This window comes from Coleofasciculus sp. LEGE 07092 (assembly GCF_015207375.1).
Taxonomy (GTDB): domain Bacteria; phylum Cyanobacteriota; class Cyanobacteriia; order Cyanobacteriales; family Coleofasciculaceae; genus LEGE-07092.
In genome coordinates this window covers 12,686-28,326 of sequence record NZ_JADEWY010000049.1, presented here as the reverse complement: position 1 = coordinate 28,326, position 15,641 = coordinate 12,686, and the positions used below count along the sequence as shown (strand labels likewise).

Here is a 15,641-nt window from a genome sequence, read left to right as displayed (position 1 = left end):
TATTGAACTAGTAGACGGGAAATACGATGACTGGGCTGGAAGCTTTGCAATCTGTCCAATTTGTCACCGTGAAAGGCAAGCGATCGCTCTTTTGTCCATGAAGTTTGACTTTCATCCGTTGGCTGCGATTTTTAGTTTCCCCGAGTGACAGAAGAGGGTTAGGGTGGGTAAGGGAGTAATCTTTTGTTGGTAGGGACACGATTGAGTGTGTTCATACCATTTACGTGAATTTTGTCAACAATTCCTCTGCCATGACCAAACTGCGGGCATTAATTTTTGACGTTGATGGCACATTGGCGGATACTGAGCAATATGGTCATCGTGTGGCATTTAATCGTGCTTTTGCCGATGCGGGGTTTGATTGGGATTGGTCAGTTCTGCTTTATGGTGAGTTACTGACTGTGGCTGGCGGCAAAGAGCGCATCCGCTTTTACTTGCAACAGCATCGTCCCGATTTCCAACCAGCCACCAACCTTGACGAGTTGATTGCTAAACTGCACAAAGCTAAAACCCAGAATTATCAACAATTAGTAGGAAAAAGATCTATTCCCCTGCGTCCGGGAGTCAAGCGATTGCTCGAAGAAGCTCACAGCCAAGGGATGCGTTTAGCGATCGCCACAACAACCGCACTTACAAATGTTACTACTCTCCTGAAACAAACCCTCGGTGCCGATAGCCCTTCGTGGTTCGAGGTAATTGCCGCTGGTGATATCGTACCTGCCAAAAAGCCAGCCCCCGATATTTATAAGTACGTGCTGCAAACGATGGGTTTAGAACCCCAAGAGTGTGTGGCGATTGAGGACTCCTATCAAGGTTTGCAAGCTGCTCTAAAAGCGGGTATCAAAACTGTGGTTACGGTTAATGATTACACGCGAAATGATGATTTTTCGGGTGCAATACTGGTGTTAAATCACTTAGGAGAACCTGAAGAACCCTTTACTCTCTTGGCGGGTGATGCTGGAGATGCTAGTTATCTGGATATGGTATTGGTGAATCGTTTGTGCGATCGGGAGTAGGGAGACAAGGAGAATTCCCCCCATCACCCCAAACCCCCTGCTCTCTAACGCGAGAAGTTAGGGAAGGTGTAACCTACTCCTAATATCAATCCAAAATCTGTCGTATCTTCAATAAAGCCGACATTAAGGGAAGCATTTGCCACAAAGGAGCTGGATATGGGAACATCAACACCACCTGTCACCAGGAAACCGATGTTATTATTATCATCGGTAGAAAGAATTAATCCACCTCCTGCGAATGGGGCGACGCGAACGGGTTCAAAGGGATCTTCCGTCGGAATGGCGAAGTCGTAAGTCAGGGGTATCATAAAAACTACATCATCTCCGAAGATCACGCTTGGTCGCACAGATAGGGTGGGCGTGAGACCAATTTTACTGTTTATTACAAAACCGGGTTCACCTAAAGCTGTTTCACCCTCATCCTCATCATCCTCATCGCTCAAACCAATATTGCCGCCCACTCCGATATAGCTGGGAACTCCACGAGTGCCTCGACCGAAATCGACATCCAGATCAGTTTGAGCTAAGGTGGTGTTTCGCTCAGGGGGTGGGGCTGATGCACTCTTGGGGGTTGTTGATGCAGGAGACGCTGCTGACTCGGTGGCAAGCAGAGCCGCTGATGTTGCCGTGGTTCCGGGAATCGATGGGGGTGCGATCTCGCTATCTACCTGAGCAGAACTTATTTCCTGACGTTCAGCGGTTTGGACTTCTGCTTGAGAATGGGGGGACAGTACTGAAGGGATTGGTGCGATCGCATTCTGTCTTACCCTAGATTCGGAAGTATGGGTAAGAGCGGGCTTACTTGCCAGTCCCTCAGCAAAGGACGTGGGAGGTATAGCAGGCTGAGTGGCTGAAATTGGTGCTTGAGCAGGATGTAAGTCAACGGCTGAACTGGACCTTGCCGCCAGCTCAACGGCTGGAAAGGGTGTCGCTTCTGATGGTAAGCGATCGATAGGGGCTTGATTGCTGGGTACTTCAGCACGGGCTGACAGGGTGCTGCTAGCAAGGGACAAAGCCCCTATACCTAACAGATAAGAGATAGATTTAAAACAATTACTTTTCAAGGGTTACTCCTCACACAATGATTTCAAACACGAAGAAGAGCCAAATCGATTGGCTCATATTTTCTGTTGTAGTTAGACAACTAAGTCAATTTACTCATTACGTCAACAATTTGTCGAGAAATAAAGGGGAGAATCGTCTGATTCTGGCTGTGAGCCTTGCCCTCAGTAAATACAACTAGCAAATAAGGGTACAGGGAGGGTATTTCAATATATGCCGCATCGTGGCGCACCTGGGATGTCCAACCCGCTTTAGACCATAGTTGCGCCTCTGGGGGAAGACCATTACCCAAAAACCCTGTAATCTGATTTTCATCATCGTCTCTCAAGTCAGCAGGATTGAGACTGCGTTTCATCAAACTCATCATCATTTGCGAGCGCTCTGATGATACCGCCACTCCCCCGACAATACTGTGCAGTAACCGTGCTGTGGCATTCGTTGTTAACATATTGCGATTTTCCCTCAATTCCCCCAAGAATGCCCGTTCTCGCCCATAAGGTCCGTCACCCCAAGTTTTTTGATTGACATTAATCGATTCCAATTCTGACCAACCCAGAGACTGAAAGTAACGATTGACGATATTACGCTGAAATTTCCAGGTTTCAAAGGGTCCCGGCGGTAACTCCGGTCCACTAGTCGTACCGCTCAAGATATCAACCACCAGACTCGTCGCATCGTTGCTGGAGTTGATAATCATATCCCGTATTGCTCTATCTAACTCAGCAGATCGACTAACCATCGCCGTTTCCACCCACTCCTGAATGGCAACGATGTAGAACAGTTTCACAACACTGGCAGGGTAAATCCGCTCAACACCGCGATAGCTAAAGCCTCGGACTTGGTATTTCCAGAATTCCTCAGCCGAGAGAGCACCGCCAGTATTTACTGGCACGGGTGGATCGTAGACAATCCAGGTGAGGGCTATTTGATTTTGAGCTAGTCCTGGAAACTCCGCCCAAGTGGTTTCTAGAATTTCGGTGCCGAGTTGTTCGAGTTGTTCGTTTTTGCAGAAGAATGTCATGGGCTTGAGTAGTGAGTTGTCTAGGGGTGGATTTTCTCCTAAATTTAGGCAATTACCGATCGCTTTGCTGCCCTCGGTTGGTTTTGAGCAACTGTGATTTGTGTTTACCCGTATGGTTTTATTTGAGAAATTACCAGAATCTCAGAGTGGTGAGTACTGCTGCCGCAGCAATTTGAACCTGTATGATTCTCCCACTTGCGATAGCTTGGCAACCCAAGCCGCAGGGGGGCGACAGTTGCAGATACTCTCATCTACACCTGTAGAGAAGGCGATAGAGATGCGTTTGTGCGAGGATGGTTACTCAGCTTGGTTGCCACTTGAAGATATAGCGGAACTGGAACCTGCTGCTAAAGGATATCAGGCGATCGCTCTTTCTCCAACCCAAATTCAAGAACGAGTTCCGGCGATAATCGCTTTTACGAAACAAGCCATGCAACAACCAAATTATTATCACTGGGGGGGAACCGTTGCTCCCAACTATGATTGTTCGGGACTAATGCAAGCTGGGTTTGCCGCGTCGGGAATTTGGCTGCCAAGGGATTCCTATCAGCAAGAAGCCTTTACTCAAACCCTTGAGATTGAGGAACTTCTACCAGGAGATTTGATATTTTTCGGAACACCCGAGAAAACGAACCATGTTGGCTTATATTTGGGAGACGGATACTATATCCATAGTTCGGGTAGACAGACCGGTCGTAATGGAATTGGGATTGACCAGCTCTCAGAGCATGGGGATAAAATTAGTCAATTTTATTATCGGCAGCTACGGAAACTCGGACGTGTGGTGGCAAATTATCAAGGGAACAGTAGGACAGGCAAGATGCCTGTCTAAGATTAGTGTTTCATAACTCAAGCTGATTCGACAGACCTATGAATACCTCACTATTTCCTGAAGGACAGCAAGCCTCCACAGGCTTAACCTCAATGAGCCCTGATGTATCAGTAGTAGTACCTATCTACAACGAAGTCGAAAGTTTACCCTCATTAATTGCAGCCATTTCCACCAGTTTCAATGACACCGGACTCAGCTACGAACTCATCTGCGTAGACGATGGCTCCAGTGATGGCTCGACGGAACTGCTGAAGGAACAGGTTCTCTCTCACCCCCATCTGAGAGGTGTGCTACTGCGCCGCAACTATGGTCAAACCGCAGCAATGGCAGCGGGATTCAAATACGCAGGAGGTCGGGCGGTTGTTACCTTAGATGGTGATTTGCAAAATGATCCTGCTGATATCCCTTTACTATTAGCCAAACTCAATGAAGGCTACGACTTGGTAAGTGGTTGGCGGAAAAATCGCCAGGATGCAGCGCTGACAAGGTTACTCCCTTCAAAAATTGCCAATTGGCTGATTGGACGAATCACTGGCGTCAAACTCCATGACTATGGTTGCTCTCTGAAAGCCTATCGCTTGGAATTGGTGGCAGATATGAATCTCTACGGAGAATTGCACCGATTTTTGCCGGCTTTAGCATTTATTGAAGGAGCCAAGATTACCGAGTTACCGGTGCGCCACCATGCCCGCCGTCACGGAAGCAGCAAGTATGGACTGGGACGGACGTTTCGAGTGGTGCTGGATTTACTCACAGTCTTTTTTATGAAAACGTTCTTGACCCGACCCATGCACGTTTTTGGGCTGCTGGGCATGATTTCCATGCTCTGTGGGATAGTGATTGGAGTGTATCTGACAGTTCTCAAGCTGGGTTTTGGGGAACAAATTGGCGATCGCCCCTTACTTATTTTAGCGGTAGTACTGCTGTTGGCGGGAGTGCAGTTATTTAGCGTAGGTCTGTTGGCGGAGCTATTGATGCGAACCTACCACGAATCTCAGGGAAGACCTATCTATAGGGTGAGGGAAATCGTCGAGTCAAGGGATACAGTAGAGGCTTAGGGATTTTGGCGTACCTCCTTGAGTGCAATTCAATATCAGACGGTTGATGTATTGCAAACTACAAAATGCCAAATGTTGAAAAAATCTTTGTGCCAGTTAAAGATGTGGAACACAGGCTATAGATAAACAGTAGACTCAACTGTGATCATTAAGTAAGATTAAGTGATAAGCTCTATTTTGGGATAACACTTTAGAGACACTCTTCCTTTTGTAAAGGTAAGGTAAAGCAAATCCAGAGACTAGCCTCGGAAAAGGATATAGGATTTAGTTATAAATACAAAAATTTACATAAGTAGAACTCTATAGAATATTTTCCTAATGCTAGTTCAGTAGTTGTTGCTCTGCAAGGCAGATAGTACAGGAAACCCAAGATAATGGGGGACGAAAGACACTCTACGGCTGATTCGTCTATATATAGAGAAGTAGGCAAAAATAATTGACAAAAGCAGGTTGATATGTTATCGAATTAATCAAGGCGGCTTTAGACTAACGCTATATGTAGTGTGATTCTCTGTCTAACTGCTAGATATAGAGCCTGAGGTACGTAGGGATTGTTTAAGTAGCTACAAAGTTAAGAGTTATTTTTATAATTTCTTAGGCTTTTATTATAACAAAAAACTATATTAATTTAGAATAACCCTTTATGAAGATTGCGTGAAGTCGGCACTAAAGTATGGAAATCTTCCCTGGGAATATGATATTTCTATTCTCTAGAAGAAGTGAAGTAGGTTCACGTCCTTCAACATAAACTATTTATGAAGATTTCAGTCTACCTACTTAGTCTTCCCACAAGCTACGTGCTGAAATTGAAATTTATAGAGATTGTCTATAACGATGGGCTTTAAATCCATCGCGACCTAGTTAGACTCGCAACTTTTACTCTATGTTCTTTTGGAACATGGGATAAAGCTGCATATTTATATTGAGAAGGAGCTTTAGGAATGTCTTTAGCCAGTGAAAATTACCTACGGCTTCATAATGGTTCAGCGTTTTACAAAAAAAGGGATAGCAATAGAATGAATGTCCTTATGCTAGCGCCTCACCCCTTCTATCAAAACCGTGGCACACCCATTGCAGTTAACCTAGTTTTAAAAGTTTTATCCAAGCGGGGGGATCAGGTTGATGTAGTTACTTATCCTGAAGGACAGGATATTCACTACGAGAACGTCAACATATACCGGATACCGAGATTACCATTTATACGCAAAATTAGACCGGGATTTTCTTGGAAGAAAATCATTTGCGATATTTTCATGTTTTTTAAAGTTATTCATCTTGTTGCTACAAAACACTACGATTTGGTGCATGCGGGTGAAGAAGCTGTTTTTATCGGATTATTTCTTAAAGTCTTTCTTAAAATTCCCTATGTCTATGATATGGATTCGTCGTTAGCTCAACAAATGGTCGAGAAATATCCAAATTTAAAGTTTCTCGTTTTACTGTTAGAGTTTTTTGAGGGAATTGCTGTTAAAAACGCTAAGGTTGTTGTAGCCGTTTGCGATGCTTTGGCTGTAGATGTTCAAAAATATAAACCAAGAAATGTTGTTGTTATTCCTGATATTTCTCTTCTAAATCCAAATTAGTTCTAATTTTCTAAAAGGAGGACAGTCTAATGTTGACTAACATAAGAGCAGAACTAGGAATCAAGAATCTATTACTCATGTATGTTGGAAATTTAGAATCCTATCAAGGAATCGATCTACTGCTAGAAAGTTTTACTTTAACTCTTAAAAATACTGATAAAGCGGATTTAGTAATTATTGGTGGAGAGGCGTCTGATATTCAGAAATACACACAAAAGGCTCACCAGCTTGGCATTAAAGAAAACGTCCATTTCCTCGGCTCTAAACCCGTTGAACATTTAGCTTTCTATCTAGAGCAAGCTGATATTCTCGTCTCTCCCAGAGTCAAGGGCAAGAATACACCGATGAAACTCTATTCCTATCTCGACAGCGGGAAAGTCTTACTAGCTACGAATTTATCAACCCATACTCAGCTTCTTGACGACCAAATTTCTATGCTAGCTGCACCGAATGCCAAAGCGTATTCGGTGGGAATGCTTCGTCTGCTCAAGGATCGAACTTTACGGCAAAGGCTGGGTAAGGCAGGCAAAACATTAATTCAGCAAAGACATACTTATACGGCGTTTAGTGAACAATTAAACACTCTGTATGATTGGCTACATACAGAATTAGTGCAGGGTGTAGGCTCTCCATTAATGTTGTAGGAATTCTCCTAGCAGAGTATAAGTGGAAAAGCGCGGATAGTGTTATCGGAATCTGTGAGGCTGATTCATCATGAATAGAAACCCCGTAGAGTTAACGAAGAACACTTACGACCTCTTGATTATCGGTGCTGGAATCTACGGTGCTTGTGTAGCTTGGGAAGCGATACTGCGGGGTTTGTCAGTCGCCTTAGTTGAAAAAGCAGATTTCGGTTCGGCGACCTCTGCCAACAGTTTAAAGACTATCCACGGAGGATTGCGGTATCTACAGCACGCCGATTTGCAACGGATGCGCGAATCAATCCACGAACGAAAAGCATTAATGCGAATTGCGCCGCACTTAATTCATCCCATGCCCGTGCTGGTTCCCACCTACGGGCATGGGATGAAAGGAAAAGAAGTGCTGTGTCTGGCACTGAAGCTGAATGATTTAATTAGTAGCGATCGCAATCAAATCGACGACCCACAAAAACACATTCCCAACGGACGAATTATTTCCAAACAAGAGTGTGAACAACTGCTTCCAGGCATTCCAAACGAGGGACTCACCGGGGGAGCAGTTTTTTATGATGCTCAAGTTTACAACTCCGAACGGCTAACCCTCTCCTTCATTCGCTCTGCTGAACAAGCGGGGGCTGATGTCGCTAACTACGTCGAAGTCACAGGGTTTCTGCGAGATGGCGATCGCATCACGGGTATCGAAGCGCAAGATGTACTAAGTGGGGATCGGTTTGATATCCGTGCCAAAACCGTGGTAAATACTAGCGGTCCTTGGATGAATCAGATGCTAGGTTGGCTTAACGGACTGTCGCCACACCCCAAAGTTCCTCTAGCTAAAGCGGTTAACCTGGTGACTCGTCCGCTTTTTCAGAGTTATGCAGTGGGAATTTCCAGCGCCAATGGTTATCGCGATCTCGATGCCATGCTTAACAAAGGCAGTCGCTTTCTGTTTATCGCGCCTTGGCGTGGCAAATCCATGATTGGTACGTCCTATAGCGTTTGGGATAAAGACCCAGAGGAGTTGCAAGTCACTGAAGACGATATTCAAGACTTGCTCGACCAAATCAATCAGGCATATCCACCAGCAAATCTTACACGGGAGGATGTCGATTTTGTGCATGGGGGTCTTCTACCCAGAACTGGCGTTGACCAGCAGACGGGAGAACCTCTACTGGCAAAACACCATCAGATCCGGGATTACTCCCAGGAAGGATTGCCAGGACTCCTCTCGGTGCTTGGCGTGAAATATACAACCGCCAGAGATGTGGCTCAAAAAGCAGTAGACCAAGTTTTCAAATCGTGGGGACAAAAACCACCGAAATCCACGTCCGCCGTCACGCCACTTTACGGCGGGACTATCGAACGGTTTGAGGAGTTTTTGCAAAATGCGATCGCTAAGTCACCCGATGGATTAAACGAAGAGGTAATGCGTCGCCTCGTTTATAACTATGGTTCTGCTTATCCAGAGGTACTCAAGTACTTAGATGAAAATCTAAAGGAATCTAACGAACCGATTAACGATCTAGCCGTACTCAAAGCTGAGGTAATTTATGCAGTCCGTGAAGAAATGGCTCAGAAATTGAGCGATGTAGTTCTTCGGCGGACAGAATTGGGAACTGCTGGACTTCCAGGGAATGAAGTCCTCAAGATTTGTGCGGAAACGATGGGTGCTGAAGTTGGTTGGAGTTCCGCCAAGGTTGAACAAGAATTGCAAGAGGTGAGCAATTTTAATCAGAATAAGCCGTTGGTAGCAGTTTAGAGTCAGTTTTTAGCCGACTATACTTGCTGTATCCAGGGGGTTTGAGAGTTTTAGGTGTTGAAATTTTAATTTTGAATTGCTAAATTATGCCATCCCCCATTGCCCACTCGGTTTCTGGATATGTACTTGCCAAGTTTTTGCCCTTGGCGAAATCACGGATGTCCAGGCGCAGAAAATGGGAGATGCAGATTTTCTATCCCGTTTTTGTAGCCAGCGTTGCTGACTTGGATTTTATTCCTCAGTTAATCACAGGAGAATCATTCCATCGGGGTTTGACCCACAGCTTGATTTTTACCCTTGGCTTCAGTGCTATCATCGCGATCGCACTCAGTTACTGGTGGAAGTTTTCCTACAAACAACTCGTTTGGATAACGTTAATTCTGTATGGCTCTCATCTAGTCTTGGATTTTTTCACTGAAGGCAGGGGAATTCCGCTTTTTTCCCCTTTCACGGACACCTTTTTTGCTTCCCCGATCAGCCTTTTTCCGGGAGTGCATTATTCAAGGGGTTTGTGGCATCCCAGCCATCTCATCCCTCTTGTTTTTGAATCGATTTATTCAGTTTTGGTGGTTTGGGGAGTCAGGCGGTGGCAAAAATCCAAGTTTAGAAAGAAAATTGATTCTATCAAAAACAGCATGAATTAAAACTTGATCTGAAGCCTAGTGACACTATGAGAGACAAAACCGAGCAAAACTGGCCCATCTTGCTGTTTAGCAAATCAGTCCTGAAACAGAGGAAGTACAAGGAAGTTACCGATTTTTTAGGAGATACGAAGGGTTTACACTGTTTAGACATTGGTTCCGACAACGGTGTGATTAGTTATCTCCTCCGCAAACGGGGAGGAACCTGGAAAAGCGCAGACCTTGATGAACATACGGTTACGTCCATCCGGGGTTTAGTAAAAGATAACGTGTTTCAGATTAATGGTCGCCAGACCCCTTTTGCCGATAACGAATTCGATCGGGTAGCGATTGTCGATTTCCTCGAACACATTGAAACCGATGAAGAATTCGCCAAAGAATTGTTTAGAATTATTAAACCTGGTGGAGAATTAGTCATCAATGTGCCACATATTAAAAATAGCCTGCTGCGAAAGTTTCGATTAGCGATTGGGCAGACCGATGAAAAACACGGACACGTTAGACCGGGGTATACAGTGGATGACTTAGTATCGCTGCTGATGGGAAAGTTTAAACTTGTTACTCACAGAACTTACTCTAAATTTTTCTCAGAAGGCATTGACACCTTGATGACACTGGCTCTTGACTTGCTCAAGCGGGGAGGTGAAACGTCTCAGAAGGGTCGAATCGTAACGGGAAAAGACATGAAGCGGTATCAAAAAATGTTTGGTATTTATTCCTTAATCTATCCCGTTGTCTGGTTTGCTTCAAAGCTCGATACTTTATTAGTGGGAGCGAGTGGGTATATGCTCATTGTGAAAGCAAAAATTGATAAGGAGCCAACTCGTTAGTTGTACCGTTAGAGTGAGTGATCAGGGGCATAGAAAAATGATTTCTACAAGTAGTTTTCCAGAAACAGCAGATATCGAAACCTCGTCCGATGATTATGCCACCCGTTTTACTGGTGAGATTGGAGCGTGGCTTCTAAAAGTCCAAGAAGAAGCGACGTTGAAGATGCTAGCTCCCTATCCGAATGCCAATATTTTAGAGGTTGGTGGTGGGCATGGTCAACTGACGGGAGCGCTAATCCAGAACGGCTACCACGTTACGGTTTTGGGAAGTGCGGAGATTTGCAAGGCGCGAATTCAGCCTTTTATTGATGCCAATCAGTGTTCGTTCAATGTTGGTAATATTCTGGATTTACCCTATGGTGATCGCGCTTTTGACGTTGTTATCAGTTATCGGCTGCTTGCTCATGTAACCCAATGGCAGAAATTTTTAGCTGAACTAGCGCGGGTAGCTGACAAAGCAGTAATTGTGGACTATCCAACGGTTCGCAGCGTGAATTATATCGCACCTTACTTGTTTAAATTCAAGAAAGGGTTGGAAGGCAATACGCGACCGTTTACTTGTTATAAAGAATCAGAAATTATTGATTACTTTAAATCTCTTGAACTTACAGCCACTGAGCGTTATCCTCAATTTTTCCTGCCGATGGTGTTGCATCGGGCATTAAAGTCGCCTAGGATTTCGTCGGCATCAGAAAAGCTGACGAGATTCTCAGGATTCACGAAGGTATTCGGTTCGCCAGTTATTTTGAAACTTGGGAAAAAATGAACGGATAAGTACAGGGAATTTAACCTTAAATTTCCTTTTTTTACTCGGAGAACCTTAACGATGGAAGACCCTCAATACAAGCTTCCCCTTGGCAGTCGTGCTTTGGTAACGGGAGCAACTGGATTTACAGGTTCAGTTCTCGCCCAAAAATTAGTAGAACAAGGGGTAAAAGTTGTTGCGATTGCCCGCCAGACCTCCAATCTTAAACCGTTCAAGGATATGAATATTGAATGGATTAGAGGCGATGTATTTGATGAAAGTTTAATCAGCAAAGCCGTAAAGGGAGTGAACTATATTTTCCACATGGTCACCCCATTTCGAGAAGCTAAATCTCCAGATATGGGTTACTATAATGTTCACGTTTTAAGTACTCAGTTGCTGGCAAAAGCAGCTTTGAAAGAACCGGACTTTAAACGATTTGTTCACGTTTCTACCATTGGCGTTCATGGTCATATCGCGCATCCTCCTGCGGATGAAAATGCGCCCATATATCCCGGAGATGTCTATCAAGAGACAAAGCTAGAGGGAGAACTGTGGCTAAAAAATTATGCAGATCAGGAAGGGTTGCCTATAACTATAGTTCGACCAGCGGGAATTTATGGACCGAGGGAAAAAAGACTGTTGAAAATCTACAAATGGGTGAGTCGTCAGTGGGTTCCAGTTATCGGTGATGGCAATAACTTGCTCCATTTTATCCACGTTGATGACCTAACCAATTTTTTTATTTTGGCAGCGACTCATCCTCACGCCGTCGGAGAAGTTTTTATTTGCGGTAGTCCAGAAGCCATGCCATTTAAGAAAATGGTTTCTATTATTAGTGACTATTACGGAACTCCGGTTCGATTTATCAAGTTTCCCGCTGTCCCTCTGTTTGCCTTGGGTGATTTTTTTGAAGTTATCTGTCGTCCTCTGGGTATAGAACCTCCGATCTACAGACGGCGGTTAGCTTTTTATACCAAAGACCGCTCGTTTAATACAAGTAAGATGAACCATTTATTGGGCTTTGTTCCTGCTCATTCCGATGAGGAAGGGCTAAAAGAATTAGCCCAATGGTATCTTGATCAAGGATGGATATCTCTTACAAAAAGTTTAGCTAGGTATTGACAACCTGCTATCAATTGCCCCAGCCTGTACAAATCTTTTTAAATGAGTAATGATTCAAAAAACCATGAAGAAAATTACAGTTCTCGGTAACTTCTCCGGTCGTAATGCGGGCGATGCGGCTATTTTAGGCAATTTGCTGAAGGATATTTCCGCTGTACATCCCGATGCCCTCTTTGTAATCCCAACTCTCAATCCCCAGTTCATCTATCGCCATTTTGGGCATTACAACATCAAGCCCCTCGGACTGATGCCCTGGAACGGCGCGATTAAGATTTTTGGTCTGTCAACCTTCCGCGCAATGTTACAGACTGACTTAGTGCTGGTGACTGATAACATTCTGTTTGATCGCAAGTTACTCAACCCACTTTTTAATTATCTCTCGACAATTTCATTAATTGCTCCGGCTTGTCAGCGGCGCGGTATTCCCATTGCACTTTATAATGCCAGCTTGGGACCCATTACCACACCTCTAGGCAAGCAAGCATTGCAACGGGTACTTGACGCTAGTCCCCTACTCATTCTGCGAGATCGGCAGTCAAAGGAGTTGCTTGACAAGCTTGAACTGACTTATCAAGATGTTCACATTAATGCCGACTGTGCAATCAATACAACCCCGCCACCCAGGGAACGCATGGACGAGATCGTGAATCGAGAGGGACTCTTTAAAAATCCAAACGGTACTCTTGGCTTTAATATTAATGCCTACATCGATTCTTGGAGCAAGGATAATAAAAGCTTTGGGCGCGAACAATTTTTGCAGATTATTGGGTCTACCCTCGACCGACTCATTGAAGAACTAGATATTGATATTCTCTACACCATCACTCAAGTGATGGATACTAAGATTACTAATGAGAGTTTGAAATACGTCAAGCGACGCGATCGCATTCAGGTAGTTAGTAATGCCAATTACACATACCAGGAAATTGCTGGCTTATTAGAGCGAGTGGATGTCCATGTGGGCATGCGTACTCATTCCCTAATTCTAGCTTCAGCAGTTTTAACACCAATACTGGGAATCAATTCCTATCCCAAAACAGCAGGCTTTATGCAAACGATTGACCAGGACAAATGGGCGATCGATTTTGATAAATTGACCCCCGAAAACTTGACAAATTTAATTAAGCGTGCATGGAAACAGCGTCATGAAACCCAAGCAGCGATGGCACCCCTAGTGCAGCGCGAGCAGGCTAAAGCACTTAGCAGTGTGGCGCTAATTAGTAACCTGCTCGGTCATCGGGTACAACCAGAAAGACAACTGACAGCCTAAAACATCATCAGACAGCTTGGCAAGACAATACAGGGAGTTTTTCGATGAATAGCAAATATGATCAGCTACGTTTTGAGGAGGTATTGACCGATAGCAAGAGTTCGTTCCTCCAGAAATATCAGAACTTAGTGGTAGGCAAACCGGGACTGGGACGGCTATTGCAATACGAACTAGTGACGTTTTTATTCGGGCAACTTCCCGGTGCCGTTGGACTGGCGCTACGACGCATATTCTACCCGCAGTTATTTGCCCGTGTGGGCAAGAATGTCCTCTTTGGTCACCACCTGATTGTCCGCGCACCTAGCCGTATCAGCATTGGCAGCAATGTTGTAATTGATGATTATGCATTTCTTTCCATGCGCTCTCTGACAGACGAAGGCATCGAAATCGGCGATGGCGTGCAGATTGGTCGCTATGCCCAGCTAAAGGCGCGTGCTGGCTCTATTTTTATCGGTGACCATACCAATATTGGTTCTGAATGCCGACTTGATTCGACCAGCGAGGTACGCATCGGCAGCTATTGTCTCATTGCTGGTCGCTGCTATATCGGTGGTGTCAACCATGAATTCTCTCGAACAGACATCCCCATAGTCAAACAGCCATTGGCATCCAAAGGCGGTGTACGAATCGGGGATGATGTCTGGCTAGGAGCTCATGTGATTGTCAAAGACGGTGTGACGATTGGTACAGGTGCGGTAGTAGGTGCTGGGGCAGTGGTAACCAAGGACATTCCCCCCTATGCGATCGCTATGGGAGTGCCAGCACGAGTATGCGGCTGGCGCAAACCGGAATTCACCCAAACATTAACTGAAGTATTTTCTGAGGGATAGCAACCTACGTTGCCAGTGCTAAAAAGCGATCGCGTCCCTAACGGGAGTTCAACTCGATTCGTATGTTTTGACAGCTTAATGATTGAAAAGAGTTCAAAGGTCTGGACAAAGCTGAAAAAATTGCTGAGACTAAGTTTGAAGCATTTTCGTTCTTGCATTAACAATGAAAACAGATTTGAAAAAACTACCTTTCTTTATCGTAGGTTGTCCCCGTTCTGGCACGAGTTTACTTCAAATGCTTATGAACTTACATCCTAATATTGCCATACCTCCAGAAAGCCATATATTTGAACGATTTTCAGGAGTTTTTGCAAATTATGGTGATCTTCATAAAAGCTCTAATCTTCAGCTTTTTGTGAAAGATATTTTGCACGATAAGCGAATTAAAGAATGGGGATTAGAAATATCAGTTGCAGAATTTTGCACTCAAATTAAAATTGTTTCTATTAAAGGTGTTGTTTCATTGCTTTTCGAGCTTTATGCGCAAAAAAATGGTAAAAAACGCTGGGGAGATAAGACTCCACAACACGCTATGTACTTGAAAGAAATCAATAAAATTTTTCCAGAAGCAAAATTCATTCACTTAATACGTGATGGCAGAGATGTAGCTGAGTCACTGAAAAGAGTTCCAATTGGTCCTAAGAGTATCTATAAGATTGCACATCGATGGAGAAAATATATCTTAGCCTTTGAAGAATTTAAACAAAGTACTGATACCAGGAATTGGATAGAAGTTCATTACGAAGATTTGGTTCAAAATTTAAATAGTGAATTATTTAAAATATTTGATTTTCTTGAAGAAGATAGAATCACAGTTACTCGAAATATTCCAGAAATAGAGATAAAGAAACAATATATTAAATCTGCTGCTTTGCACAATTCATTAAATAAAACTATTTCTGAGAAAAAAATAGGTGTTTTCAAAACCAAACTCAAACGGAGAGAAATTGAAATTTTTGAATATGTTGCAGGTGATGCTCTAATCAATTGTGAATATGAAATGGCTACTTCTAGAATATTTCCAATAAAAATATATGAGAGAATTGTTTTTTTTATAGAGGATAATTATCTTCGATATTTATTTAAATTTACTAACTACGATGCATTTAATCTTTTTAAAAAACAAATTAATTATGATTTACAAGTCAAAACAAGGAAATTATTGAGGTCAATAAAAAATTACTAAAATTGCCAATAGATTCTATCGATTACTTAATTAATTGGTATA

The 15,641-nt window shown here is 43.7% G+C and carries 15 protein-coding genes; 13 read left to right on the top strand and 2 right to left on the bottom strand.

What is annotated here, in order from left to right; genetic code table 11:
- Positions 1-251: 251 nt before the first annotated feature.
- On the top strand, positions 252-1,016 hold the full coding sequence (locus IQ257_RS13950) for an HAD-IA family hydrolase (RefSeq protein ID WP_193873784.1): 765 nt from the start codon (positions 252-254) through the stop codon (positions 1,014-1,016).
- Positions 1,017-1,060: 44 nt separating this feature from the next.
- On the opposite strand, the gene IQ257_RS13945 is transcribed toward IQ257_RS13950, so the two are convergent.
- On the bottom strand, positions 1,061-2,080 hold the full coding sequence (locus IQ257_RS13945; protein ID WP_193873783.1) for a hypothetical protein: 1,020 nt from the start codon (positions 2,078-2,080) through the stop codon (positions 1,061-1,063).
- A gap of 80 nt (positions 2,081-2,160) precedes the next feature.
- Positions 2,161-3,099, bottom strand: a complete 939-nt coding sequence (locus tag IQ257_RS13940; protein WP_193873782.1) for a serine hydrolase — start codon at positions 3,097-3,099, stop codon at positions 2,161-2,163.
- Between the two features lie 112 nt (positions 3,100-3,211).
- Between IQ257_RS13940 and IQ257_RS13935 the strand changes: the two genes are divergently transcribed.
- The 12 genes from IQ257_RS13935 to IQ257_RS13880 all read left to right on the top strand — a co-directional run bounded on the left by IQ257_RS13935 (position 3,212) and on the right by IQ257_RS13880 (position 15,599).
- Entirely contained in the window at positions 3,212-3,931 is a 720-nt protein-coding gene (locus IQ257_RS13935; RefSeq protein WP_193873796.1) for a C40 family peptidase, read from the top strand.
- A gap of 38 nt (positions 3,932-3,969) precedes the next feature.
- Entirely contained in the window at positions 3,970-4,989 is a 1,020-nt protein-coding gene (locus IQ257_RS13930) for a glycosyltransferase family 2 protein (protein ID WP_193873781.1), read from the top strand.
- 941 nt (positions 4,990-5,930) lie between these two features.
- A complete protein-coding gene (locus IQ257_RS13925) occupies positions 5,931-6,572 on the top strand; it encodes a glycosyltransferase family 4 protein (RefSeq protein WP_193873780.1) in 642 nt (213 codons plus the stop codon).
- A gap of 29 nt (positions 6,573-6,601) precedes the next feature.
- Positions 6,602-7,216 carry a glycosyltransferase family 4 protein gene (locus tag IQ257_RS13920; protein WP_193873779.1) on the top strand — a complete coding sequence of 205 codons (615 nt, stop codon included), beginning with the start codon at positions 6,602-6,604 and terminating at the stop codon, positions 7,214-7,216.
- Positions 7,217-7,286: 70 nt separating this feature from the next.
- Positions 7,287-8,972 (top strand): glycerol-3-phosphate dehydrogenase/oxidase, encoded by a 1,686-nt coding sequence (locus tag IQ257_RS13915; protein WP_193873778.1) that lies wholly within the window; start codon positions 7,287-7,289, stop codon positions 8,970-8,972.
- An 86-nt stretch (positions 8,973-9,058) separates the two neighbouring features.
- Positions 9,059-9,616 carry a metal-dependent hydrolase gene (locus tag IQ257_RS13910; RefSeq protein ID WP_193873777.1) on the top strand — a complete coding sequence of 186 codons (558 nt, stop codon included), beginning with the start codon at positions 9,059-9,061 and terminating at the stop codon, positions 9,614-9,616.
- A gap of 26 nt (positions 9,617-9,642) precedes the next feature.
- A complete protein-coding gene (locus tag IQ257_RS13905; protein ID WP_193873776.1) occupies positions 9,643-10,443 on the top strand; it encodes a class I SAM-dependent methyltransferase in 801 nt (266 codons plus the stop codon).
- Positions 10,444-10,480: 37 nt separating this feature from the next.
- Entirely contained in the window at positions 10,481-11,209 is a 729-nt protein-coding gene (locus tag IQ257_RS13900) for a class I SAM-dependent methyltransferase (RefSeq protein ID WP_193873775.1), read from the top strand.
- 60 nt (positions 11,210-11,269) lie between these two features.
- Positions 11,270-12,313, top strand: coding sequence for an NAD-dependent epimerase/dehydratase family protein (locus tag IQ257_RS13895; protein WP_193873774.1), 1,044 nt, complete (start codon positions 11,270-11,272; stop codon positions 12,311-12,313).
- Positions 12,314-12,362: 49 nt separating this feature from the next.
- Positions 12,363-13,583, top strand: a complete 1,221-nt coding sequence (locus tag IQ257_RS13890; RefSeq protein ID WP_193873773.1) for a polysaccharide pyruvyl transferase family protein — start codon at positions 12,363-12,365, stop codon at positions 13,581-13,583.
- 44 nt (positions 13,584-13,627) lie between these two features.
- Entirely contained in the window at positions 13,628-14,413 is a 786-nt protein-coding gene (locus IQ257_RS31205; RefSeq protein WP_322744326.1) for an acyltransferase, read from the top strand.
- A 163-nt stretch (positions 14,414-14,576) separates the two neighbouring features.
- Positions 14,577-15,599: a sulfotransferase family protein gene (locus IQ257_RS13880; protein WP_193873772.1), complete on the top strand. Its 1,023-nt coding sequence runs from the start codon at positions 14,577-14,579 to the stop codon at positions 15,597-15,599.
- The last annotated feature ends 42 nt before the right edge of the window (positions 15,600-15,641 follow it).

What these genes read in the sequence shown, in the direction of transcription:
- IQ257_RS13950 (WP_193873784.1), top strand. Translation starts at nt 252, where the DNA reads ATGACCAAACTGCGGGCATTAATTTTTGACGTTGATGGCACATTGGCG.
- IQ257_RS13940 (WP_193873782.1), bottom strand. Translation starts at nt 3,099, where the DNA reads ATGACATTCTTCTGCAAAAACGAACAACTCGAACAACTCGGCACCGAA.
- IQ257_RS13935 (WP_193873796.1), top strand. Translation starts at nt 3,212, where the DNA reads ATGGTTTTATTTGAGAAATTACCAGAATCTCAGAGTGGTGAGTACTGC.
- IQ257_RS13930 (WP_193873781.1), top strand. Translation starts at nt 3,970, where the DNA reads ATGAATACCTCACTATTTCCTGAAGGACAGCAAGCCTCCACAGGCTTA.
- IQ257_RS13925 (WP_193873780.1), top strand. Translation starts at nt 5,931, where the DNA reads ATGTCTTTAGCCAGTGAAAATTACCTACGGCTTCATAATGGTTCAGCG.
- IQ257_RS13920 (WP_193873779.1), top strand. Translation starts at nt 6,602, where the DNA reads ATGTTGACTAACATAAGAGCAGAACTAGGAATCAAGAATCTATTACTC.
- IQ257_RS13915 (WP_193873778.1), top strand. Translation starts at nt 7,287, where the DNA reads ATGAATAGAAACCCCGTAGAGTTAACGAAGAACACTTACGACCTCTTG.
- IQ257_RS13910 (WP_193873777.1), top strand. Translation starts at nt 9,059, where the DNA reads ATGCCATCCCCCATTGCCCACTCGGTTTCTGGATATGTACTTGCCAAG.
- IQ257_RS13905 (WP_193873776.1), top strand. Translation starts at nt 9,643, where the DNA reads ATGAGAGACAAAACCGAGCAAAACTGGCCCATCTTGCTGTTTAGCAAA.
- IQ257_RS13900 (WP_193873775.1), top strand. Translation starts at nt 10,481, where the DNA reads ATGATTTCTACAAGTAGTTTTCCAGAAACAGCAGATATCGAAACCTCG.
- IQ257_RS13895 (WP_193873774.1), top strand. Translation starts at nt 11,270, where the DNA reads ATGGAAGACCCTCAATACAAGCTTCCCCTTGGCAGTCGTGCTTTGGTA.
- IQ257_RS13890 (WP_193873773.1), top strand. Translation starts at nt 12,363, where the DNA reads ATGATTCAAAAAACCATGAAGAAAATTACAGTTCTCGGTAACTTCTCC.
- IQ257_RS31205 (WP_322744326.1), top strand. Translation starts at nt 13,628, where the DNA reads ATGAATAGCAAATATGATCAGCTACGTTTTGAGGAGGTATTGACCGAT.
- IQ257_RS13880 (WP_193873772.1), top strand. Translation starts at nt 14,577, where the DNA reads ATGAAAACAGATTTGAAAAAACTACCTTTCTTTATCGTAGGTTGTCCC.